At 43.1% G+C, this 25,585-nt stretch carries 15 protein-coding genes; 13 read left to right on the top strand and 2 right to left on the bottom strand.

Annotated features, from left to right (window positions below; translation table 11 throughout):
* Nucleotides 1-12 precede the first annotated feature (12 nt).
* The 12 genes from cobN to JHD44_RS11795 all read left to right on the top strand — a co-directional run bounded on the left by cobN (nt 13) and on the right by JHD44_RS11795 (nt 19,726).
* The gene (gene cobN, locus JHD44_RS11850; RefSeq protein WP_199462954.1) at nt 13-3,861 is read left to right on the top strand and encodes a cobaltochelatase subunit CobN; all 3,849 of its coding nucleotides are present in this window, start codon (nt 13-15) and stop codon (nt 3,859-3,861) included.
* 65 nt (nt 3,862-3,926) lie between these two features.
* The gene (locus JHD44_RS11845; RefSeq protein WP_199462953.1) at nt 3,927-5,162 is read left to right on the top strand and encodes a sirohydrochlorin chelatase; all 1,236 of its coding nucleotides are present in this window, start codon (nt 3,927-3,929) and stop codon (nt 5,160-5,162) included.
* 124 nt (nt 5,163-5,286) lie between these two features.
* Complete coding sequence (locus JHD44_RS11840) at nt 5,287-7,071, top strand: diguanylate cyclase domain-containing protein (protein WP_233402072.1); 1,785 nt, start codon at nt 5,287-5,289, stop codon at nt 7,069-7,071.
* A 117-nt stretch (nt 7,072-7,188) separates the two neighbouring features.
* On the top strand, nt 7,189-7,773 hold the full coding sequence (locus tag JHD44_RS11835) for a hypothetical protein (RefSeq protein WP_325097095.1): 585 nt from the start codon (nt 7,189-7,191) through the stop codon (nt 7,771-7,773).
* Between the two features lie 289 nt (nt 7,774-8,062).
* Nucleotides 8,063-10,018 (top strand): methyl-accepting chemotaxis protein, encoded by a 1,956-nt coding sequence (locus tag JHD44_RS11830; RefSeq protein WP_199462950.1) that lies wholly within the window; start codon nt 8,063-8,065, stop codon nt 10,016-10,018.
* A 164-nt stretch (nt 10,019-10,182) separates the two neighbouring features.
* On the top strand, nt 10,183-10,950 hold the full coding sequence (locus tag JHD44_RS11825; RefSeq protein WP_199462949.1) for a substrate-binding periplasmic protein: 768 nt from the start codon (nt 10,183-10,185) through the stop codon (nt 10,948-10,950).
* 19 nt (nt 10,951-10,969) lie between these two features.
* On the top strand, nt 10,970-13,006 hold the full coding sequence (locus tag JHD44_RS11820; protein ID WP_199462948.1) for a putative bifunctional diguanylate cyclase/phosphodiesterase: 2,037 nt from the start codon (nt 10,970-10,972) through the stop codon (nt 13,004-13,006).
* A gap of 112 nt (nt 13,007-13,118) precedes the next feature.
* Complete coding sequence (locus tag JHD44_RS11815; RefSeq protein WP_199462947.1) at nt 13,119-14,708, top strand: ABC-F family ATPase; 1,590 nt, start codon at nt 13,119-13,121, stop codon at nt 14,706-14,708.
* A 105-nt stretch (nt 14,709-14,813) separates the two neighbouring features.
* The gene (locus JHD44_RS11810) at nt 14,814-16,184 is read left to right on the top strand and encodes an HD-GYP domain-containing protein (protein WP_199462946.1); all 1,371 of its coding nucleotides are present in this window, start codon (nt 14,814-14,816) and stop codon (nt 16,182-16,184) included.
* A 541-nt stretch (nt 16,185-16,725) separates the two neighbouring features.
* Nucleotides 16,726-18,588, top strand: coding sequence for a methyl-accepting chemotaxis protein (locus tag JHD44_RS19130; protein ID WP_199462945.1), 1,863 nt, complete (start codon nt 16,726-16,728; stop codon nt 18,586-18,588).
* A gap of 150 nt (nt 18,589-18,738) precedes the next feature.
* Nucleotides 18,739-19,395, top strand: coding sequence for an NAD(P)H-binding protein (locus tag JHD44_RS11800; RefSeq protein WP_199462944.1), 657 nt, complete (start codon nt 18,739-18,741; stop codon nt 19,393-19,395).
* Between the two features lie 97 nt (nt 19,396-19,492).
* Nucleotides 19,493-19,726, top strand: a complete 234-nt coding sequence (locus JHD44_RS11795) for a DUF2789 family protein (RefSeq protein WP_199462943.1) — start codon at nt 19,493-19,495, stop codon at nt 19,724-19,726.
* Nucleotides 19,727-19,782: 56 nt separating this feature from the next.
* Here the strand turns inward: JHD44_RS11795 and JHD44_RS11790 are convergent, their stop codons facing one another.
* Nucleotides 19,783-21,957, bottom strand: a complete 2,175-nt coding sequence (locus tag JHD44_RS11790) for an esterase-like activity of phytase family protein (protein WP_199462942.1) — start codon at nt 21,955-21,957, stop codon at nt 19,783-19,785.
* Between the two features lie 262 nt (nt 21,958-22,219).
* On the opposite strand from JHD44_RS11790, the gene JHD44_RS11785 reads away from it, so the two are divergent.
* Complete coding sequence (locus JHD44_RS11785) at nt 22,220-24,268, top strand: EAL domain-containing protein (RefSeq protein WP_199462941.1); 2,049 nt, start codon at nt 22,220-22,222, stop codon at nt 24,266-24,268.
* A 51-nt stretch (nt 24,269-24,319) separates the two neighbouring features.
* On the opposite strand, the gene JHD44_RS11780 is transcribed toward JHD44_RS11785, so the two are convergent.
* Complete coding sequence (locus tag JHD44_RS11780; RefSeq protein ID WP_199462940.1) at nt 24,320-25,402, bottom strand: ABC transporter substrate-binding protein; 1,083 nt, start codon at nt 25,400-25,402, stop codon at nt 24,320-24,322.
* Nucleotides 25,403-25,585: the final 183 nt, after the last annotated feature.

The raw sequence follows: 25,585 nt of genomic DNA, 5'->3' as shown, positions 1-25,585 counted from the left end.
GCGAGAAACACTGTGCATTTATTGGCAGCCAAACCGGGTGGCTTTGTAGACGATGAAGGTATCATCGATTTAGGTCAAAGCCCTGCTGATATTATTGTCTTAGCGGCTGCCGACTCGCTGTTGAGTGCTCTCGGTCAAGCGCTAGATGCTTGGCAAACGGATCACTCCCCCTCTGTACGTTTGGCCAACTGGATGCAGTTGGTCAAACCTGCCGCTTACGATCTCTACGAAGACGCTGTTTTAGATAAGCCAACGCAAAAAGGGCGTGCGCAAGTTGTCGTGCTGTCTCTCCTAGGAGGGCAGCATTATTGGCCTTATGGCTTTGAGCGTTTACAAGCGTGGGCTAAAGCTAAGCGTAATCGTCACCTGATTATTGTTCCTGGTGATGACAGTGCCGATCCTGAGATTATGCAGGCGTCTTCTGCTGATCAAACTAGCGTACAACGTGTATGGCGTTATCTGCGTGAAGGTGGGCAAGCCAATGCAGAGCATTTGTTTCGTTTTCTCGATCATTATTATTTCTCAGGCCAAGAGAATTGGGTTGAGCCTATTGCCATCCCCAATGCGCTAATGGTGCTTGACGGCAAAGCCACCGATTTATCCTCTTGGCAGTGCCATTATCAAGCTGCGTTAGCGCAAGGTTATCAGGTTGGCTTAGTGCTGTATTACCGCTCTCACTTTCAAAGTGGTAACATACAGGTCTTCACAGATTTATCGAACATCTTGCTTGAGCAGGGCGTGGTGCCATTAGAAATCGCCTTGTCATCGTTAAAAGACTCAATCAGTCTGGAGCTGGTCAATACGCTCATTGAACGTACTCAAGCTACGGTGATTTTGAACTGCACGGGCTTTTCCGCCAATCGTGCCGGCAGTCCTGATTTAGCTTCGGAGCCGACCGACTTTCAATCAGCTTTTGAGCATCCGTTACCCGTATTGCAGCTGATTTTATCGGGCAGTACCGAAGAGGATTGGCAAGCGCAAACTCAGGGGCTTCGCAGTCGCGATGTGGCGATGCAGATCGTTTTACCGGAAATGGATGGCCGAGTGATTACTCGTGCGGTGAGCTTTAAAGCCCTGTCTCATTTTCACGAACAAGCGCAGATCGATTTATTGCGTTATGAATTACACACCGAGCGGGCCACCTTTGTGGCGCAGCTGGCTAAGCGTTATGCCCGTTTACATGCCTTACCTAATGGCGAAAAGCGAATAGCCTTTATCCTCGCCAATTACCCCACCAAAGATGGCCGTATTGGTAATGGCGTGGGCTTAGATACGCCTGCTTCCAGTGTGAATTTATTGCGCGCCTTAGAACAAGCGGGTTACCCAATAGAAGATATTCCCGAAGATGGTAATGCACTGATCGAAGCTTTGTTAGGCGCGGTAACCAATAATCCGAATACCTTGCATCAGCGTGGATGCTGGCAAAGTCTCAGTCTTGATGACTACCTAGAACATTTCTATCAATTACCCATCGAAGCGCAAAATGCCGTGTGGGATCGTTGGGGTCCTCCGGAAGAGGACCATAAATGCCGCGCCGTAGACGGCGAATGGCGCATGATGTTGGCGGGGATTCGCTTGGGTAAAACCTTTGTCGGTATTCAGCCTGCCCGCGGTTTTAACTTGGATTTGGCAGCCAACTACCATGATCCAGATCTGATCCCACCGCACAGCTATTTGGCTTATTACTTTTGGTTGCGACATGTCTATCAAGTGGATGCTATTGTTCATGTGGGCAAGCATGGCAACTTAGAGTGGTTGCCGGGTAAAGGTACAGCCTTGTCAGAACATTGCTGGCCAGACATCGCCATGGGGCCAACACCGCATTTTTATCCGTTTATTGTGAATGATCCTGGGGAGGGCGCACAAGCCAAGCGCCGCACTCAAGCCGTCATCATTGATCACCTCATGCCGCCCATGACCCGCGCTGAAAGCTATGGCGATATGGCGGAGCTGGAAACCTTGGTGGACGAGTATTATCAAGCCCTAGGTATGGATACTCGCCGTGAAGCATGGCTGCGTGACTCAATTTTAGAAAAGGTCAAAAGCAGTCATTTGCTAGAAGAACTCACCGGCGTGCAAGCAGACGATGATGAGTCGGTATTGGAAGAGCTAGATGCTTACCTTTGTGAAATCAAAGAGTCCCAAATTCGTCATGGTTTGCATCGTCTAGGGGAATTGCCTGAGAAGGATAAATTGGCGGATACGCTGGTGGCGTTACTTCGTCTGCCACGTGGTTCCAGTATGACCAGCATGGGCATCTTGCATGCGTTGGTAAAAGACCTAGTACTTCAAGAGCCTGACTTTGATCCGATGGAAGCCACTCGTGATGTTTGGCAAAGTGAAAAGCCAGAGTTGTTGGTACAAGTTTCTGACCAAGTTTGGCGTACCCATGCGGATGCTAAAGAGCGTTTGGAATTGTTAGCGAAAGAGTTAGTACTTACTTCGTTGATTGAGCAACAACCTATCGATCGCCAGCAATTGCCTAATACTGCGGCGCTATTAGCCCATGCTCGACAGACATTGGTGAAGGCTTTGGAGCAAAGTGCTCACGATGAAATTGATGCCTTGTTAAAAGGCTTATCTGGACAGTTTATTCCACCAGGGCCAAGTGGTGCACCGACCCGTGGCAGATTGGATACCTTGCCAACGGGGCGTAACTTCTTTTCCGTGGACAATCGTGCGATCCCATCTCCTGCGGCTTGGGCCATTGGCCAAAAGTCGGCTGAGGCACTGGTGCTACGCCATTTACAAGAGCATGGCGATTACCTTACAAACTTAGGCTTATCTGTATGGGGCACGGCCACCATGCGTACCGGTGGCGATGACATTGCCCAAGCCTTTGCGCTGATGGGCGTTCGTCCTATTTGGGCACCGGGTTCTAATCGTGTGACCGACTTTGAAGTCTTGTCCTGTATGCAACTGGGTCGTCCACGAGTGGATGTGACGTTACGTGTATCAGGCTTTTTCCGTGATGCATTTGCCAATGTAATGCGTTTATACGATGCGGCGGTGCAAGCAATCGCTAACTTCGAAGAGCCTGGCAACGGTAATACCATACGTGCCAATGTTGAGTCGCGTAAGCAAGTGTTAGTCAGTCAAGGCTTTAGCGTAGAAGAGGCTGAGCGCCAAGCCTCTTACCGTGTTTTTGGTAGCAAACCGGGTGCCTATGGCGCAGGTTTACAAGGCTTAATCGATGAGCGCTGTTGGGATACTCAAGCAGACTTGGCCGAGGCCTACTTAAATTGGGGCGGCTACGCGTACGATGGTGATTTACGTGATGGCGTTGAAGCAAAACAAGCGTTTGCTAACCGTCTTAGCCAATTAGAAGCCGTGGTGCAAAACCAAGATAACCGCGAGCACGACCTATTGGATTCGGATGACTATTACCAATTCCAAGGGGGAATGAGCAATGCTGTGGCCCAGTTAAGTGGTCAAGCACCTAGTGTCTATCATAATGACCATTCCAACCCGAGTCAGCCTAAAGTTCGCACTTTAAAAGAAGAGTTGAACCGTGTAATACGCGGCCGCGTATTAAATCCGAAGTGGATTTCGTCTATGCAAGAGCATGGCTATAAAGGGGCATTTGAAATGACCGCGACAGTGGATTATTTGTTTGCCTACGATGCCACGACGGATTTAATAGCAGATTATCAGTACCAACAGGTGACAGAGGCTTTGCTGCTGGATCCTGTTAACCGAGATTTTATGGAACGTAATAATCCGGATGCACAATTAGAAATGGGCGAACGGCTTCTTGAAGCAATCCAGCGTGGTATGTGGTCCGAGCCAGAAGACTATGCAGACAAAATCCAATCGCTATTGCTTGAGATAGATCAGCGTCAGGAAACACAATGCCGTTAACCTTGTCTATACAATTAAACCCTATAAAATATGCGCGAATTGCGTAAATTAACCCAGAGAGAGATATGAGTATTTCAACCCAAGAGACAAAGAAAGGCATTATGATTTGTGGCCATGGAAGCCGCGATAAAGATGCAGAACGTGAGTTTGGCTTGGTGGCCGAAGGGCTAAAAGCCCGTTTTCCTGATCTTCCGGTTGAATACGGCTTTTTGGAGTTCTCTGCACCAAACATCCACATGGGGTTAAATAGCCTGATCAAGCAGGGTGTTAATGATATTTATGCCATTCCAGGTATGCTGTTCGCAGCAACACATGCTAAGAATGATATCCCATCGGTACTGACTACGTATCAAGAAAAAAATGATGGGCTGGATATGCATTACGGCCGTGAGCTGGGGCTGCAGGAAGACATGATCGAGGCATTTCAGGCACGAATCTATGAATCTCTTGGCCTAGACCCAAACAACCCACCTGATGAACTGTACGACACCATGTTAGTTGTGGTGGGGCGTGGCACTTCTGATACCTCTGCCAACGCCGAAGCCGCTAAGCTAACGCGTATTGTAAATGAAAACATGGGCTTTGGTTGGGCCGATACGGTCTATTCAGGGGTAACTTATCCATCTGTGGGTGTTGGCCTTGAGAAGTTAGTCAAACTGGGCTTTAAACGCATCGTAGTGGCACCGTACTTCCTGTTTACGGGGCGTTTGATTAAGCGCATCCAAGGTTACGTGGACAAGGTGGCACAGGAAAATCCGGGCATTGAGTTTATCCAAGCTCATTACCTAAGTGATCACGAGCGCGTCATTGATGCGTTTGAAAACCGCGTTAATGAAATCATGGACGGTTCGCTATTTAATAGCGCAGAAGAGACCTTGATGAGCTCTTTCAAACGACGTTTAGCGGCGGGTGAAGTGGATGTGCATCATCATCATGCTGAGTTCGTGGACCCTGAAGACGATACCCAAGGCCTGTCAGAGTCGGATCAAAAACATGAGATGACCTTTGGCACGATTAAAGCTATTGATCATTCTCATAGCCATGCGCACGAACATTCCCACAGTCACGATCATAGTCATGGCCACCATCATCACGGGCATACACATGGCCATTCTCATGATCATGGGCACCATCACCATGGAGTTTACCAACATATTGGGCATCCAATGGGGCCTCGTACTATGATTGGTGAAGGTATTTGCTGTTGCTTTATGGGGCAGTTTACGGAAGAGATTTTAGAGCAAGAAAAAGATCGTATTGAAGGCGACTGTAGTAAGGCAGCGCAAGCGCATCAGCGTTAATGATAAAAAGCTCTGTGATTACAGAGCTTTTTTTAGCATAAACTCTTAACTTTGTTACATTTAATAATATGACTACGATAAGAGCTATCTAGTATGTTAGCAACATAGGTGATGATTAGTGGAGATGTTTATGGGCTACAGGCCGACAAAATTTAAGCTCTACCTCAATGCTATGTTGCTGTTTGTATTCTTAATGGTTGCTAGTTTGGCAGTTGTCATACTTGAACAGTCTCGTTATGAAAAAGCTTTATTGAAAAGAGACTATTCCGTTGGTTTGGTGGAAGAGTTACGTCAATCCTCTAATGATCTAGCAAAGTTATCTAGAAATTATGTGACAACGCTAGACCCTGTCTATAAGTCTTTATTCATCGAATTGGTGGGAATCCGTAATGGAACATTGCCCAGGCCTAAAAGCTATTCTCTTGTCTACTGGGATCTAAATATATTCACCGCTAGAGACGAAGAAAAATATGGTGAAGCAGTTCCTCTGCTAGATTTGTTACGCGATGCAGGGCTTACAGATGATGAGTGGCGCCGCGTCGTTACGGCAAAATACAATTCTGATGCATTAGTGGGTATTGAGTTACGAGCTATGGAGTTGGTTGACGAAGACACTCCTGTAGATTTTGATAAGCGTAACCTAGCGTTTGATATGTTAGCTGATGATTATTTTGTCAATACAAAAGTTGACATCATGAAGCCGATTTTTGAAGCTGAACAAATGATCATATCTAGAACTCAAGCGAAAGTGGATCTAGTAAAGAGAAATCTATATTTCGCCACGATGTTTTTGCTAGTTGTGAGTGTCCTTCTGACGTGGTGTATCTTTAAAACTGGCCAGCACTTGAAGCAGGTTATTGGCTGCTCTATCCCAGAGTTGCAGCGTATTATTAAACGGTTGGGTAAAGGTGACTTTTTAACAGCGGTTAGTATTGATGACAAAAACCAAGAAAGTGTCCTGGGATGGTTAGCTAAAACACAAAGAAGTTTAGCAACATTAAATCTGGCGCATTTTCGAGCTATTGTCGACTCCTCTGATGACGCAATCATCAGTAAAAATATCCACGGCATCATCGCTAGCTGGAATCAAGGTGCTGTTCGATTATTTGGTTACTCTGCCGAAGAAATGATTGGCAAACCTCTATCCACCATTATTCCGGAAGAGCGCCAACATGAGGAGCCTGAAATTCTTGCAAAAATAGCTCGTGGAGAGAAAGTAGATCACTTTGAGACGCAACGTCTTCACAAAGATGGCAGTTTGATAGACCTTTCTGTAACAATCTCACCAATTTTTAATAGTGAGGGCGAAGTGATTGGTGCTTCCAAAATTGCTCGAGATATCTCAAAAGCAAAAGCTGCTGAGGCTGAAATACATAGACTTGTCTATTTCGATACGTTGACGGGGTTGGCAAATCGTCGCTTCCTATATTCAAAATTACCTGAATCATGTAAAGATGCAGTGATAGATAAAACTCAACTTGCGGTTTTCTTTTTAGATTTGGATAACTTTAAACCATTGAACGATACAAGAGGTCATGAATCTGGAGACGCTTTACTCAAACAAGTTGCGACGCGCATCAATGGTATGATGAATGATTTAGGCTATGCCGCTCGAATAGGTGGAGACGAGTTTATTATTGTTATGCAGGGGCCTAGATGGTCAGATTCTAACTCAAGCAATTGGGTGGAAGAATTTGCTCATTCTATTGCTGAGTCCGTCAACGAACCTTATGATCTCGAAGGTTTATCTTACAATTGCTCAATGAGTATTGGAGGAGCCATTATGGATTCATCCGGTCAAAGCGCAGAGTCACTTATACAACAAGCTGATCATGCGATGTATCAGGCGAAATCCAAAGGCAAAAATCAGTTCGTTCTCTATTCCTCATCAGATCGTTCAATTAGCTAAAAAGGTTTTCTGATTGATTCTAAAGTCATGATTAGAGCCACCATTTGAAATATGCTATTGTCTGCCACAATCCTCTGAATGACCTCAGAGATATGTATATCAGTTTGGGAGAGAAAGGTGTCTGAAATACAGCAAGAGCAGGTTCTGAAACTCGATAAAGTTCGTGATGCGTGGTTACCTGCCGTTGAGTTTTTATTTGGTCCAGCCTACGAAAAAGCTCAGTTTTTGGGATTTGAGGTAAGCTCTGATATTGCCCAACCTGAGTTTATTTTTCCGAATACAAGTCAGCCATTCGATTACAAAGTTATTATGCCTGCTCGCACTTTCACGAACGAAGTGATGTTGCTTGCAGATATTATGCAGGTTTTGGTTAGAGGCCTTTACCCGAAACAATCTGAAGATGAAAAGTATACAGCGTTAAGTGAAGGCGTTGCAGTATATGGTGCAGTCACTGCTATCAAACAAGTATTTGGTGAAGAGACTCTAGATTCATATTTAAATGCGCTGAAAGATAATGGTTTTGCTTATTATGATGCATTTTCTTATGTGGCGGTTTTGTTGACGGAAGACCCAAAAGCGATTGTGAAGCTACGTGAAATTAAGCCGTTACTTTATCAGATAAAACGTGAAGACTTTTCCGCTGTAGGAATTGTTATTGATCGGAAAATAGCTGACATTCTTACGTATACTTTCCGCGCATAAATCCTTTCTGTTCCTTTCTTTATTTTAGGTTGCCTTATGACTAGTAGCGACAGATAATCCTTTATTCTGTCGCTACTAGTTGCTCGAATGAGGCTCTCTATTGTTACAGGTGCTACAATCATTTATAAGTAGAGTGGATACTTATAAATGATGATTTAATCATTTATACACGCACCACGTAGCAAGGACATGCTGTGTTTTGGGTGATGCTGGTTGTGATAGAACAACTAAGTTTTCGACTTAATAGAATAATGGGTATAGCCCAGTAAAACAGTATGAAGAGGTTTCAATGACAGTTCGTGCCAAGATTATGGCGTTAGTCGCTGCGGGAGTAATCTTGCCCGTTTTAATCGTTTCTCTGGTGATCATAAGCAGTATTCGCTCGGATGCAGTGACGAAGTTTGGTGATCAGAGCCGCTCGGAACTGGGGCATATTGATGCCTTATTTTCGATGTATCTTAATAATCTTGCAGAAAATGCAGCGTTTTTTGCACGATCTAATGCTGTTAATGCGATTGAACCTGGCACAATTGAAAGCTATGCCAACAAACCTGTCCAAAAGATGACACCTGAATCTAACTCTCCTCAGGAACAAGCTGCCTTTTCATTATTTGACGACTTTGGTGAAACCCATCCTGATTTGGCTTATATCTGGATCGGAACGGCGGATAAAGGGTATTTACAATGGCCTCGTGGTAATAGTGGCGAAAACTATGATCCGACGCAGAAAGATTGGTTTAAACTATCTGTCAATGCTACTAAGCCTGTTCGTATCCCTGCATACCGAGATACATTCACAGGGGCCCCGTTAGTTGATTATGTTCAGCGGTTTGAAGGAAAAAATGGCGCCTACGGAGTTGTTGGTGTGGATGTGACTCTAAAGAAGTTGACGGAATTACTAGCAACAGTGAAGTTTGGAGGTCAAGGTTATGTCGTAATGGTTGAAGATACTCAAACCATTCTTGCCGATCCTGCTGATCCAGAAAACAACTTCAAAAAGCTGTCAGAGGCCTCCCGCCCTTATTCGGTACTAAACGATGCTGAAGACATTCAAGTGATCACGATTAATGGTGAAGAGTGGTTTGCTCAAGTTTATAAGTCAGAAGCATTAGGATGGAAGTTCATCGGTTTAATTCCGAGTACGGTTGTCTATGCTCAAGCGAATCAGCTGATTGTAAATATTGCCATTATTTCATTGGTTATGATTATTATATTTTTATTAATTGGATCATTCTTATCCAAGGTGGTGGTCAAACCAGTTAAAGTTATGGCAGAAAGCTTGACTGATATTAGTCAAGGTGAAGGCGATCTTACCCAGCGATTAGACACTTCAGCAAAAGATGAATCAGGTCAAATGGCCCAAGCTTTTAATCAGTTTGTTGCCTCAATTGATGGTATTGTCGGACGGACAAAACATTCATGTGATGAAATTGGTAAAGTAGCTCACCATTCAGAGTCATTGTCTGCTGACTTGAGTGGGATTGTGATGAAACAGGCAAATTCGGTTGATCATTTGTCAACAGCCTTCAATGAAATGGTGGCTACGGCTAATGAAGTTGCATCTAATTGTAGTTCTGCTGCTGCTTCTGCTGAGCACAGTGAATCGCAAGTACAGGAAGGTAACCGCCTTATTCAGCAAACTATGGACTCTTTGAATCAATTAGAATCTGAGATCAATAGTTCAAATGAATCCATGAGCACACTTTCTCAAGAATCAAATAACATTGTAGGTATTTTAGATACCATCAAAGCCATTGCTGAACAAACCAATTTATTGGCTTTAAATGCAGCTATTGAGGCTGCGCGAGCGGGTGAACAAGGCCGTGGGTTTGCCGTGGTGGCAGATGAGGTTAGAACATTAGCTGGTCGAACGGCCGAGTCGACAGATGAAATTGATAAGCTATTAACACGCTTACAGCAACAAACAAATACTGTTGCTGATAAAATGCAGAACAGCGTTTCAGTTGCACACAATTCAGTAGAGCTTGCCTCTCAGACTTATCATGTCTTTGAGCAAATTTTGTCTTCTGTGTTGACCATCAAAGATATGATGATTCAAATTAGTGCTTCTGCAGAAGAACAGCATTTAGTTGCTGAAGAAATCAATAATAATGTATTAGTTATTCATGATGGGGCAGGGGAATCTCGAGACTTAGCGTCTCAAGTTTCTCAAACGGCTTCCGCATTGAATAACTTAGCGAGCGACTTACAATCCATGGTTAGCCGTTTCAAATCGAGTCAATAAGGGCTGTATAAAGCTCTAGTAAAGCCTCAGGAAAGTGCTTTCTTGAGGCTTTTTTGTTTGTATTTTGACTGTGTTGTTTTATTTTACTGGAAGTAGTTAGACCTTCTTACTACGAATTATGTAGGGTGTTATCACATTTAATCCAGCTTATGAGGTTACTATTTATGATAGCCAAATCACTCTTTAAGCTTTCCTCTTGTTCTGTGGCACTAATGATATCGTTAATACTTGGGACAAATAGTCATGCGGCAACAATGACGTTTTCTGTGGTTGATTACCCCCCATATATATTAGTTGATGAAAAGAATAATCGTATCAGTGGTATGGATGTCGATATTGTTAAGGCGGCTTTTGCTTCACAGGGGCAGGAAGTTAGCTTCAATGTGCTGCCGTGGAAGCGTATTGTTAAATCAATGGAGTTAGGTCTAATTCTGGGCACAGTTTCATGTTCTAAGCGTGCTTCAAGAGATGCATTCATGCTTTTTAGCGAGCCTCTTTCAAATGTGTCTAGATCTATTGTTAGCCGAACATCTTTAGATACAAGCCAAGTTCAAGAGTTATCAGATTTATCTAAATTTTCTATCGTTACCGTTGATGGTTGGGGCATGCAGAAAAAGTTGATTGAAAATGAGCTTGAGCACCAAAGCGCACCAGATTTAGACAGCGCAATCAAAGCTGTTATGTATCGAGATGTAGACTTGCTTTATATGGCCGAGTATCCTGCGCGTTATTCCATAAAAAAATTAGATATTGAAGAAGACTTAAAAGTAACCTCTTTAATAAATGAGCCGAGCCTACCTTTACATCTTTGCATCAGTCGTGATTTTCCTAATGCAACGGATATTTTGCGGACTGCCAATAAAGGCTTATATACGATTAAAGAAAATGGTCTTTTGGACGAAATTCGAGCTAAATACCTTTCTCATAACTAAGATATAAAGGACATCTACATTGAAATTGGGGCAAAGGATAGCATTTCGACAAGCGAAGATTATCCTCATTACATCGTTTCTAATTGGCGGCTTTTCTGCCCTGTTGCAGTTTTACAACGATCTAACCCATGTACGAGAGAACCTAACCGAGAGCATTGAGCGTTCTGTTAGCCTCTACATGCCTAGCCTACAGCGCTCGATTTACAACTTAGATGACCAACAAGTGCAAAGCACCGCTGAAATAATCCTAGCTGATCCATTATTTTCGGCGGTAGAAGTCTTTGATGATTTCGGAGACCTAAAAGGTCGTGCAACACAAGCAAATTATGCTCCGGTGAATTGGCTGTCTAATTTTAGTTTCAGCTTGCTTGGCATACCTAGGCAACTTTCTCGAACGATAAAAATCCCGAGCATTGTTGAACGTGATGCGAAGTTATTACTTTCAATAGATAAGCAATATGTTGCGAGTGGATTGACCAGTCGCGCGGTGACATTAGCCTTTTCAGGTTTAATTGCGACGCTACTTTTAAGCAGTATTTTGTTTGTCGTATTTTACTTCGCTTTGTCCAAGCCAATACAAGAGATTGCTCGTTGGGTTGCAAATTTAGATCGTGAAGTGCGCAAAGAGCCTATGAACCCTCCTTATACTAAGACGGATGAGTTAGGAGAGTTAGTTCAAAGTGTTGAGCAAATTTGGCATAAAAAAGACCGAGCAAACCGTCAAATTAAAGCCTTAGCTTATTACGATACGTTAACCGATTTGGCTAATCGGAGAATGTTTATTGAGTCTTTAGAAGACCAGCTCAATCAACTAAAGAGTCAAACCAGTTTTGGTGCAGTTATGTATTTGGATATTGATCGCTTTAAAACTATTAATGACTCGTTGGGTCATCAAGTCGGCGATCAACTTTTAATGACGTTCGCGCAGCGTTTGAAAAGAAGTTTACCAAAAGATGCTGTGACAGCTCGCTTTGGTGGCGATGAATTTGTGATTATGCTTCCTGCTCAATATGAACTGGAAGCCCAAGCAGTCACCTCAGCGAAAGAGCTCGCTGCGTCAGTCAATGCATTAGTGTCTGTTCCTGTGCAAGTAGGTCGGCACTTGATTCATTGTACGACCAGTATTGGCCTTACAACATTTCCACAAAAGGATGATAGTAGCGCTCACATACTTCGCCGTGCGGACACCGCATTATACCAAACTAAAGCTGAAGGGCGTCATGGCTATCGATTTTTTGATGTCAGCATGCAGCGTTTGGCTCAAAGTCGTTGGCAGTTGGAGGAGGGGCTTCATAAAGCGATTTCTCAACAAGAACTTGAGTTATGGCTACAACCGCAGGTAACCGTACAAGGGGTTATTTCTGGTGCGGAAGTATTATTACGTTGGCAACACCCAGATAAAGGAATGATTTCACCACTTGACTTTATTTCTGTTGCAGAGGAATCAGGACAAATCAGCGCTATTGAAGAATGGGTATTAGAAGAAACGCTTAAGAAGGTGAAAAGCTGGCAGGAAGCTGGATTACCTAAAACGTTTCGCCACATCTCAATTAACATTAGTCCTTCACATTTTATGCAGGCAGATTTTATCTCGCGAATTGAGCCTATTTTAAAGAAATACCCTTTAGATAATATTGATGTAGAGTTTGAAATTACGGAAAACTTATTAATTGACAACTTTGCCCAAGCTACTAAGTCAATGAAAGTATTGCAGGAACAAGGGATTTCCTTTTCGATAGATGATTTTGGAACGGGCTATTCATCTCTACGCTATTTGAATCAATTACCCATCAATGTATTGAAAATAGACCGTTATTTTATCGCTCCTATTAATACCTTAGAAGATGAGGCTCCTATTGTTGATGTCATTTTACTTATGGCTAAAAAGCTAGGACTTGAGGTGATTGCAGAAGGAGTGGAGACGGAGGTTCAGCGTCAATTTCTTGCCGAGCGCGGTTGTCGTTTGTATCAAGGCTACTATTTTTCAAAACCATTACACCATGGCGAATTTTACGCAATGATTTGTCGCCAGCAGGTCATTGTTCCTTCAGAGTAGAAGAATGATGACTTTTTCATCAATTCCATAGACTTTTCATACATAGGCTTTATAGTACGCCCATCAATCACTAAGCCCCTACATGGGGCTTTATCAATTTCTGGATACCCCCATGATCGTAGCTTCTAACGTTACCATGCAGTTTGGTAGCAAACCTCTTTTTGAAAACATCTCCGTTAAATTCAGTGATGGCAACCGTTATGGCCTAATCGGTGCTAACGGCTGTGGTAAATCCACCTTCATGAAAATCCTTGACGGTAGCTTGATTCCAACATCAGGTAACGTTTCCGTTAGCCCTAACCTGCGGGTAGGCAAGCTAAATCAGGATCAATTTGCTTTTGAAGAATACTCCGTAGTTGACACCGTAATTATGGGTTACAAGGAGCTGTGGGAAGTAAAAAAAGAGCGTGATCGCATCTACAGCTTGCCAGAAATGAGTGAAGAAGATGGTATTAAGGTTGCTGAACTTGAAGGCGAGTTCGCTGAAATGGATGGCTATAGCGCGGAAAGTAAAGCGGGTGAAATTCTGCTGGGTGCTGGTATTGATGAATCGTTACACTTTGGCCCGATGAGTGAAGTCGCACCGGGCTGGAAGTTACGTGTACTTTTGGCGCAAGCGCTATTCTCTGAGCCAGATATTCTGCTTCTAGACGAGCCGACTAACAACTTGGACATCGATTCGATCCGTTGGCTAGAAGAGATGCTTAACCAGTACAAGTCGACCATGGTAATCATTTCCCACGACCGTCACTTCTTAAACTCTGTGTGTACCCACATGGCGGACATCGATTATGGTGAACTACGTGTTTACCCAGGTAACTACGATGACTTCATGTTAGCGTCGGCGCAAGCTCGCGAATCTATGATGGCAGCGAATGCTAAGAAGTCGGCCCAAATTGCGGACCTGAAGCAGTTCGTAGCTCGCTTCTCGGCTAACGCATCGAAAGCAAAACAAGCCACCTCTCGTGCGCGTCAGCTTGAAAAAATCAAATTAGAAGACATCAAGCCTTCTAGCCGTCAGAATCCATTTATCCGCTTCAATCAACAGAAGAAGCTTCACCGCCAAGCATTGATTCTTGAAAATCTAGGCCACGGTTTTGAGGGTGAGAAGTTGTTCAAAGGTGGTAACTTGATTCTTGAGGCAGGCGCCCGCTTAGCAGTTCTGGGTGAAAATGGTGTGGGTAAAACCACCATGCTGCGTTGCTTAATGAACGAAATTGAAGCGCAAGAAGGCACAGTGAAATGGGCGGAAAACGCGACGCTGGGTTATTGTCCTCAAGATAGCAATGATCTGTTTGATAATGATATGACCCTGTTCGAATGGATGACGCAATGGCGCAAACCATCAGATGATGATCAAGTCGTACGTGCGACTCTTGGTCGTATGCTGTTTTCTGCCGATGACTTTAATAAGAAAGCAAAAGTATGCTCTGGTGGTGAAAAGAACCGTCTAATCTTTGGTAAGCTGATTCTTGAAGAAACGAACGTTCTGCTGATGGATGAACCAACAAACCACTTGGATATGGAGTCAATTGAGTCGCTGAACATGGCCTTAGAAATGTACCCAGGTACATTGATTTTCGTAAGTCACGACCGAGAGTTTGTATCCTCTCTTGCGACAGAAATTTTACATATAAAAAATCATAGAATTGAACACTTCCAAGGAACTTATGACGAGTTCTTAGCATCAAGAGAGTTATAACGCTAATATTAAAAGGGCCACTTTGAATGTGGCTCTTTTTTTAATCTTTTCGTTGTGTTGTTTACGTAATTGTAAGACCGACAGAAAAAATAGGTTGGCCAGAGTATGGAATTGTCTTCTCTAAGTGCACGAATCCCTTTATCAGAGTTGGTATTGTCACTTACCACCGCTCTAGATATGACCGAGGGGCAACCACCAGAACATTGTATCCGGTGCTGTTGGATTGGTATGCATATAGGTCAGCGGTTGCAGCTCGATGAGCAACAGTTGCACAATTTATTTTTTACGTTGCTTTTGAAAGATGCCGGCTGCAGTAGTAACGCTGCACGAATCTGTGAGCTTTATCTTACCGATGATCGTTCCTTTAAAAAGGATTTCAAAACGGTGGGGACCAGCCTATCAAGTGTTATCAGTTTCGTTGTTCGTAATGCTGGTAAAGGAGAGAGCTGGATGTCTCGAATTTCGACCACCATTGATATATTGAAAAATGGTGGTGATTACGCGCAAGAGTTGATTCAAACCCGTTGTACTCGTGGTGCTGATGTGGCAAGAGAGCTGCGCTTTGAAGAACCTGTAGCGTTAGGAATTGCAAGCTTAGATGAGCATTGGGATGGTAGTGGTCGACCTAATCAGTTATCAGGTTTATCAATTCCGCTTTACTCAAGAATTGCTTTGCTTTCACAAGTTGTTGATGTTTTCCAGGTTGAGAATAATTTAAAGGCGGCGTTAGAGGAGGTTCAGGAGCGCTCTGGGACTTGGTTTGATCCAGAGCTTGTGCAGATATTTGAGCAACTCATGCAGGACAATGCTTTTATAGAGGGGCTTTCACACCCTGAAATACGCAAGCGAGTTATGGCACTTGGGCCGGCTCAAGCTCATGTACTTTTGGATGAAGAGTACTTTGATTGCATTGTGGCCGCTTTCGGTAAGATCGTTGATGCGAAAAGCCCATATACTTCCGATCATAGCCAACGAGTAGGTGTTTACTCTGTTTTAATCGCTGAAGAGCTTAAACTGAGTGAACTTGAGTGCACCTGGGTTAAACGTGCAGCGCTTTTGCATGATATTGGTAAACTTGGTGTTAGCAATCAGATCTTAGATAAACCTGGGCGTCTAGATAAAGACGAATGGCTTGCCGTGCAACAACATGCGGCAAATACTGAGACGATTTTAGAGCACATAACGCCTCTAAAACCTCTTGCTAGGATCGCTGCCTCACACCATGAGAAACTCGATGGTTCTGGTTATCCGAGAGGTTTAGATAGTTCTGAAATCCCCTTAGTGACGCGTATCATTACAACGGCGGATATCTTCGATGCTATTTCAGCGGAGCGCCCATACAGAGCGGCAATGCCTGTTTCAAAAGTATTATCAATTATGGAGGAAAATCTCCATTCCGCTATTGATGAAAGGTGCTTTATTGCACTGAAAAATGCTCTTGAGCGCATCCCTAAAGATTGGTTTGTATCAGAATAGCATTAGAACGGATTAAGCTTTGCAATATCTCAGTGTTACACTATGAATGAACGTGCCTTCTTTAATGAGATTTCAAGGTGGATCTATCCAATGAAATGCCCAAAGTGCCAAGCTACAGTGACACTTAATCAGCTAATAAAAAGCTTTTTTAAGCCGACTCAATGTCAAGCTTGCGCAAACTCGATCGTCGTTACTTTAAGTATTAAACGCGGCGCCTTACTTTTACTCCCCGTTGCGGCCACCTTATTTTTAGTTAAGCCTTTAGCGTTTCAATGGCAGGTTGACGCAACATTTTTAAATGCCTTTATTCTTTTCTTATACGGAATATCCTGCTTAACGGTACGTTCAGCTTGAATTGATAAGCTTATAAAATATTCTAATGGATTGTGTTTTTTTCTGTAACAAAACAGTCACATAAACTTAATAAAGTCTACAGACTCAATCAGTGTGCTCTTACTTCTGTCTGCTACACTGAGTTAGTAAAGGAAGCTGTCTTATATACCATGCATGGATAGACACTTTTCAATCAGTAGGTAATCCTGTGCAGATCAAGCAGAAGCTTATTCTAAATACCAGCGTTGTCGTGGTATCTCTTGTTATATTAATCATTGCCTTCCTATTTGCAGAAATTCGTTTGAAAGAGTTGATCCAAGGGAAAGAAATGGCTCAACGCCAAGAGTCTGAAATGCTGCTGTTAAGGCGTCATGAAAAAGACTTTTTGGCTCGTGGCGATGAAAAATATGTATCGCGCTTTGAAGACGTAGCGCAGCGAATCATCGAACAGCAATCTGCTCTTGATGCTATGTTTATTAAGAGCGGTGTGGATGTAAAAGCGTTCAGTAATTTAACCTCACTGTTTGGCGATTACCGGAATAAATTTGTAGAGCTGGTAGATGCTAAGAAGGCAATGGGCTTGAGTCCAGACGAAGGGCTTGAAGGGCAACTGCGTTCGGCGGTGCATGATATAGAAACGGCGCTTAAGACATTAGATCAGCCTGCAATTATGGTGACTATGTTGCAACTAAGACGACATGAAAAAGACTTTATGTTGCGACTGGATGCCAAATATTTTGAACGCTTTGAGACAACAATATCGACACTGCTAAGTCAGCTTCAGACTGCTAAGATTAGCAATGGTGAAAAGCAATCTTTGACGAATCTCGCTGAGATATATCACAGTAAGTTTTCAGACTACATAGCACAGCAGCAGCGAATAGGGCTTTCTAGTGAAGAGGGTATCTTAGGCGAAATGCGTCATACGATTCATCAAACTGAAACCAAGCTTGAGGCGATGGTTTCAAGTATGTCACAGCAAACGGAGTCCTTATTAACCAGAGTCGAGTGGTTGATGACTAGTTTATTTTTCGTCATCGCTTTGATCGCAAGTTTGGTCGCTTGGCGAGTGGGGGCTTCGATCAATCGTCCTTTGGCCGCTATTCGTGAGGCCATGCTTGAAATTGATCGATCGAGAGATTTAAGCCTTAGAGTGACCTATCAGGGTAAAGACGAAATTGGTGATGTTGCTCGAAGTATTAATCAGATGCTAGAGGGCTTTCAAAAAGTCGTTGGTTCTGTCAATGAGACCGTGTTGAACATGAAGCAACAAACTCAGCAGCTCTCACAAACCGCTGAACATACGGCGAAAGATGCGGAGCGTCAACGCGATGAAACAGATTTGGTTGCAGCTTCAGTAGCGCAAATGGTCGGCACAATTGAAGACATTTCACGTAACATGGAAGTGGCGGCCGACAAGTCTCAAAATGCTCAGCAAAGTGTTTCTGACGGTCAGACCAGAGTCAATTCAGCTGTAAGTCTTGTGAATAAATTATCAGGGCAATTACAGTCTTCCGTTCTTTCTGCTCAAGAACTTGCTAAAGAAAGTGAAAGTATTGGTACTGTGCTGAACGTCATTCAAGATATCGCAGAGCAAACCAACCTGCTTGCATTAAATGCAGCAATAGAAGCAGCTAGGGCTGGGGAGCAAGGGCGTGGATTTGCGGTCGTTGCTGATGAAGTTCGTGCTTTGGCGAGCCGCACTCACGACGCTACCGTTGAAATATCAGACATCATAAACTCGTTGCAGCAACGTACTCAAAGTATTGTCACCATCATGCAATCTTGTGGTGAGGAAGGACAGCGCAGCCGTGATGAAGCCTCTGTCATCGGTGATGTATTAGAGCGAATTACTCGTGAAGTGAATGAAATCTCTGTAATGGCACAATCGGTGGCGTCGGCTATTGGCCAACAATCGGTCGCAGCGAATGAAATCAATCGTAATGTGGTCATTATTAATGAGATTTCCATGGATACTACCGAAGCGGTTAGATTGAATTCGCGCTCAAGTCACGACATTTCGGAGTTGGCACATCAATTAGAGGATGTTGTATCACGATTTAAGCTTTAATGAATCATTCTGTTTGTCTAAAAGCCACTTTCGGGTGGCTTTTGTGCTTTCAGAGCTTATAGACTCCATATTGTTTTGCCTTTTCTTGCGCACGTCCTAGATCATAGGCTGCTTTAATAAAGCTTATCCGTTTTGTGATTTGGAGGCGACATGTCTAATGTATTTGTAATCGGTGCGACAGGGAAAATCGGTAAACGCTTGAGCCCTATGCTAGTTTCTGCAGGACATAAGGTAACTGGGCTGGTTCGCACTAATAACCATGATGACTGGTGTCAGCAAAACCAAGTAACCGGTGTCTACGGTGATATGATTGATATCAGCATTGAAGAACTGTCTGATTTGATGGCGGGCCATGATGTCGTTGTGTTTTCGGCAGGCGCTGCGGGCAGTGGTTTAGATCGAACTCAAGCGATCGATGGTGACGGTCCTGTAAAAGTCATTGAGGCAATGAAACGAAACAATATTCGTCGTTTGTATTTAGTTTCTGCTTTCCCTGAAGCTGGGAGAAAAAAAGACTTGGGGGAAGGCTTTGAGTTTTACATGGAAGTGAAAAAGCAAGCAGATGCTGAAGTTGCTGCTACAAGTCTTGATTGGGTTATCCTTCGACCCGGTACATTACTCGATGAAGAAGGCGATGGTGCAGTCAGCCTAGGAAAAGCTATCCCTTACGGTACAGTGAAGCGTGGCAATGTGGCGAAGGTCTTAGCGAGTTTGATTGATTTACCTCTGATTAGGCGTGAGATTATAGAGCTGACAGATGGTGAAGAAGCCGTTGATGTTGCCCTTTCAAACTTTGCAAAAACGTAACGAATGATCCTTATTTATCACGTAGCGTTATAGCTTTGGTTACGCTAGGCTATAAAGAGTCGATTAAATAACCAACAGCTCCTCTTTGGAGGTTGATATGGAGACTCACTCATTTTCCTTAGTTCATTTGGTTGAGCAATTAGGGTTAGAGGGCTCAGAGCGTAGCATTGAAATGCTTGTCGCAAATATTGCACCGATTCCAAGTAATTTAGAACTTTGGGAGGCTCCAGAATGGGAAGCCTCTCAAGCTGAAAAAATTAAGGAATGGAAAACCCCTTTATCGCCATGGAACGAAGCGATTGACCAGCTTGATTTGTTACTAAGGGCTTGAAAATAGCAAATGGCGCTCTCTTGAGCGCCATTTAACATCTCCGCCAACAATAAGTATTATCTAAATTCACCTACTTTAAAAAAGAATGTTTCGCCTGTACTGTCATCGACTCCATCGTTATCTGTCACCGCATAACCCATGTTATTGGCATCAATAGTGAACCCTTCAATTTTATCAACAACGATACCATTTTGAGCTTTAAGCTCTGGTAAAAAGTCGTACACTAACTCTTTCTTGACGGTCGGAAGCGGTTTACCTAGCTCTGCTGTTTTAATATTCGAAAGTGCTACTTTGTATAAGCGTTTCACTTGGGCCTTATCAGCAAGTTGATTATCACGTTCAATGATGTAGAAATGACCATTATGAACGGTTATTTCAGACAGTCCGATCCAGCCCTGTTCTACTTTTTCTAATGGGTAATGCGCTGCTGACCATTTCTCAGCTTCTATGTTGTACGCCAATAACTTTGTTTCCGATTTCGCATCATCTTTCCAAGGTCTTTGGATGGCAATCCATAACTGATTATCAATGAGAGTGAGGCCCTCTGCACCAAAGCGCTCTTGGTTTTCAAGCAGCTTGGCTGGGAATGAAATAGTTTGATCAATTTCTCCAGACATAGCTACATGATAAAGAGCATGAGGGACTTCCTTTTTATCATTGCCTTCAGAGGCTAACCAGAAACCACCACTTGGATCTACTACGATACCTTCTAGGTCCAGCTTCTCAGCAGGTTTGCCATCACGTGTCACCACAAGCTTATTGGTAATTTGTGCCGGAGTTTGTGTGGCATCAATGGTAAAAATCGCAGGCTGACTACTGTAGAAACTATCGCTAACAGCATATAGTTTACCGGCTTGCTTAGGATCTGCTGCAAGACCTGATAAAGCTCCCCAGCCAATCGGTGTGCCAGCTTTATCAAGGTTGGAGCGGATCTGCGGGTAACTTGGCGCTTGGTCGTCCAGCTGATATAGCATCACGTGTGAGCGAGGGCCTTTATCTTCGATCAGATCTTTCTCGTTTGCCGTCGCGATCAGGTTACGAGATGGGATAGCGATTGCCGATTCTGGTGCAATACCGGATGGCAACATTTGAACTAACTCTGGAGCTGCTCCAGTGTCTTTGTAAACACCGACAACTGAACCGCGTTCTGACATCACAAAGATATAGGTTTGGCCGTTGAATTGACCCACTTCTAAGCCTTCTGGCTCAGAGCCTTTCTTACCGGAACGTTTTTCTGGGTAATGACCAACACGAACGACTTCATGCTCAAAGCTTGCTCCGCTTTCAAACAGCACTTCGCCTTGTTTATTAAAAATCGTAAAACCTCGGGCGCCGCCTTGATAGTCCCCTTCGTTTGCAATCACGAAACGATCGTTGTCTAACCACTTAACGGCATCAGGCTCACGTTTTACGGCCTCAAGGGTGCCTGTGAATGTCAGAGCACCATCCTTTTTAATATCAATGTTAGACAGATCTACCGTACCAGCGCTGAAGTGGTTGGTTATTTTTGCTGTTTTTGCATCAACAATAACAATATGGTTATTTTCTTGTAGGGTAATGACCACTTCATTGTGCTCATTAAACGCGACAAATTCAGGTTCAGGATCTGTTGGCGCAATATCGGCAAGACCCGTTAGGGATATATTGTGAGCTTTCTTACATTCACCAGAGGCAGGGTCGAACTCAATAATGACTACGTAACCCGCTGGAAGCTGAGGAATTGCACCATCATTTAGGTCCTCATCACGCTCATTCTCAATCGCGACCGCAATGTAGCGGCTATCTTTTGAAACCGCTACGGAGTCTGGTTGACCGCCTAACTCACAGCGTTGAATTACTTTTTGTGAGGCAACGTCTACGATCGCAAGATAGCCACTTGGTTTTGTATAGCTTTCAGAAGTGTTAACCCCCGCTACAACCCATTTACCAATAGTTGCAACCGAAGTCGGTTCGCCATTTAGGTCTAGGAAACCTTTGGCTTTGGGGTGTTTTGCATTTTTGATATCGACAAAACCAATGCCGCCAAGGGGGCTGTCGGAATAGATCAGTGTATTACCGTCTTCGGTAGCGGTGATGATTTCTGCGGATGTCTCGGTCTCCAGGTTATTAGCACCTAGGTTTTTTGCCACAGGGAAACTTGCTATACGGTTGAAGGATTCAGCAGAAGCTGTAATAGCTGTAGTGGAAAGGCAGGCAGCAATCAATGTGCGCTTGAAGGTGCGACGTAACATGAGCGACTCCGTGTTAAGTTATTCATTTTTTTAAATAACCTATCAGTGCATTCTTTCATTTAAATGAGATTTTTATGGCATAAATATGACGTATAGACGTCTATTGAGTGTTTTTGAAAATGCAAAGTTGTATTGGGAAACCACTGATCAGCTTGTAACGTAAAAATGCGAAAACTTTCAAATTACTACATTTAAACAACGGTGGTTTTCGAAAAATACGTCTAAATTGCTCAGACGATCTTAATTCTTTTGGTGAAACCTAATGGTCAAATACCTTAATCAATATGAAGCAATTGTTTCTTCTTCAGATGACGCGATCATAAGCAAAGATCTAAACAGCATTGTTACGAGTTGGAATAAAGGGGCTGAAAAGATCTTTGGTTACACGGCTGAAGAGATGATTGGTAATTCGATTACGGTTTTGTTTCCTGTTGACCTAATTCATGAAGAGGCGATGATTTTAAGCCGAATCTCAAGTGGAGAGTTGGTTGACCACTTTAAAACAAAACGAATTCGCAAAGATGGAGGTGCCATTGATATTTCGGTAACCGTTTCTCCTATTTGTGATGCCAATGGTACCATCATAGGGGCGTCAAAAGTCGCTCGAGATATTACGCAACAGGTCGTTCTTGAGCAGCAAGCGCTTCAATTTCAAGCCATTATTAATTCAACCGAAGATGCGATTGTTAGCAAAACCTTAGATGGTTTCATTCAAACATGGAACCCCGCTGCAGAGATCATGTTTGGATTTTCTGCTGCTGAAGCAATAGGTCAACATATTACTCTTCTATTTCCTGCGGACCGAATTCACGAAGAAGAGAAACTCATGCGAGCCATACGAGAAGGCAAGCAAGTTAAACATTTTCGCACCACTCGGATTAGTAAAGATAACTCTAAAATTTACGTATCCGTTTCTTTGTCGCCAATTTATGACCACAATGGAAACCTAGTAGGTGTTTCTAAAATTGCTCGTGATGTTACACATGAGCTTAATGAGTCGCTTACTCCTATTAGCAATAGTCATGACGGTTTAACGGGGCTTTTGAATCGCTATGGGATGATGCAATGCATGGAAGAATTATTGCATTTATCTAATATAAGAAATAAAAAGTTCGCACTTTTATACCTTAACATTAATCACTTTGCAGCGCTTAATCAGCAATTCGGCTTTGCGTTCGGAGATCAGGTACTCATTGAAATTGCTAACGTTCTTCGAAAAACCGTCAGAAGTTCAGATGAATGTGCTCGTTTAGATAAAGATGAGTTTTTAATTTGTCTAATGGGGCTATCTTCAAACGAAGACCTTTCTATTTCGATTAACAAAGTAGCTGATGCGATTTCTTCGATACACGAGGTCAACAACACAACGATTGACTTGGATATCAGTGTTGGTGTCTCTGTGTTTCCTGATGATGGACATAGTACTCAAGCATTAATGAGCCGTGCTGATCATGCGCAGTACAGTATTAAGGGCCTAAAAGGTCGGAATGTGGCTTTATTTTCGGAGTTGTCAAACAAGACATTCTTAGATGAAGACCAACTGGCTACCAGTCTGAAGCAGGCTATTGATAACAAAGAAATCGATTTACTTTATCAGCCAATTGTCAATATCGATACAGGTATCGTAAAACGGGTCGCGGCACTAGCACATTGGCGACATCCCTCTCATGGTATCATCGAAGCTAGCGTGTTTATTCCTCTAGCTGAGCGATATGGACTCATTAGATCACTTGATGAGCTAGTTTTAGATAAGGCTTTGGCACAGTTATCGAAATGGACGTCTTTATACGGCATGGATTTTCAAATGTCGATTAATCAATCCCAATACGACCTAATTAATAAAGAGTTATGTAGTCAGAATCTATTGAAGAAGCTACATCAGTACGGTCTCAAAGGTGAGAATATTATTATCGAAATTTCTGAAGGTAGCCTAATTCAGCAATCGAAAGTCATGTCTGCGATACTTAAACATTATGAAAGTATAGGCGTTCAGGTCGCGATAGATAACTTTGGTACAGGGTATTCGTCATTAGGGTGTCTAAAAGATTATACGTTTAGTATGTTGAAGTTAGATAGAACGCTGGTCGATGCCATCATGTTTAATCAAATGGATTTTATTTTAGTCGAGGGGATTTTATCTATTGCCAAACAATTAGGCATACAAGTGATAGCAGAAGGGGTCGAAACGCCTGAGCAAGTAGAGGTCTTACATGGACTAGGGTGTAATTTGCAAGAAGGATATTACTTTTGTAAACCGATTCAGTTCAACGATTTTGAAGAATTCATTGTCGCTAACGATGGGTTACATTAAAGTTAGCCCTTAAATACACAGGCTAACTTTAATGTAGGGTTGAGATTATATTTACTCAATCACAAATGTGCCGTGAGGAACAACTGGCAAATATGCTTTATAGAAGTCTAAGTAAGCTTGTTCAGGGTTAAGATCTTGGAAAAGCTCTGGGTAAAGTATTTTTGCGTAAAACTGAATCATTGGCCCATCAAGAATCGATCGTACTGCACCATGATATGCTCCATACATACGATCATTTTGAACCGCCGAAATAGTAGACCACCCCGTGCGCTCTTTGAATCCTGCTAGACGTGATTTGGCTTCGTTTTCGTCAACACCTTGACCCATGATCATGGCATCATCACCTGAGCCAGTTTCATATCCTGTCATTACTATTACATCTGGGTTGGCTGCAATGATTTGCTCGGGGTTTAGTTTTCCCCACCATTCAATATAAGGTGCAGAGATGTTGTCGCCGCCAGCCATAGTGGAAATAGCGCCCCACATGTTTTTACCAAATGTGTAGCCAATCTCATTAACGCCCGCAGCGCCATACTCAGTGTAAACCGTTGGCTTAGGTAGGTTGGCTTGCTCGATACGCGTTTGAATCATGCTAAGATTTTGCGTGTATTCATCTGCAATTTTCTTGGCACGCTCTTCTTGGCCTGTAATGACACCAATAATTTCAGTACTTTTAACATGGCGCTCAAGAGTTTGTGCATTGTAGTCCACTACAATGACCGGAATACCTGCGCTTTCTAGTCGTTCAACATCGCTTCCCAATCCCTTGTATTGCCAATCCGCTAGCATAATTAAATCAGGGTTTAGGCTGATTACTTTTTCCACTGAAAACGTTTTTGTATCTACTCGGCCGATCCCTGGAATTTGATCTAGAGAAGGGCGGTGCTCGAGGTACATTTCCCAGTTCGCTGGGCGCGCTTGCCAAATGTATTTAGACATACCAACCACGTGGTCATAGGCCGCTTCAGTACCAATAGCCATGTAGTCTTCAGGGTAAAAGCCGACAACAACGCGTTTAGCTGGCGCATCAAATGTGACCTGTCGATCAAGAACATCTGTAACAGTGACATCTTGCGCAAAACATATCGACGAAGTTAATAGTAAAGTAGAAAAGGCCGTAATTTTTGGCAACATAGTGCTTTTCCTTAGTTTAAAACTCGAAATCAGCAATTCCATTGATCAGAAATACCATTTATTCCTTGTGACGCATTCTACAGTTATTTAAAATGGTTCTGCAAATCATTATCATTTTATTTATATGTGTAAATAATATGAATTTCGCTTTTTTGTATTTTTTGCTGAGATATATTTTTTCGA

The organism is Marinomonas ostreistagni (assembly GCF_016461785.1).
GTDB lineage: Bacteria > Pseudomonadota > Gammaproteobacteria > Pseudomonadales > Marinomonadaceae > Marinomonas > Marinomonas ostreistagni_A.
The sequence above is the reverse complement of the archived record's forward strand: the minus strand, read 5'-3'. Positions and strand labels throughout refer to the sequence as shown.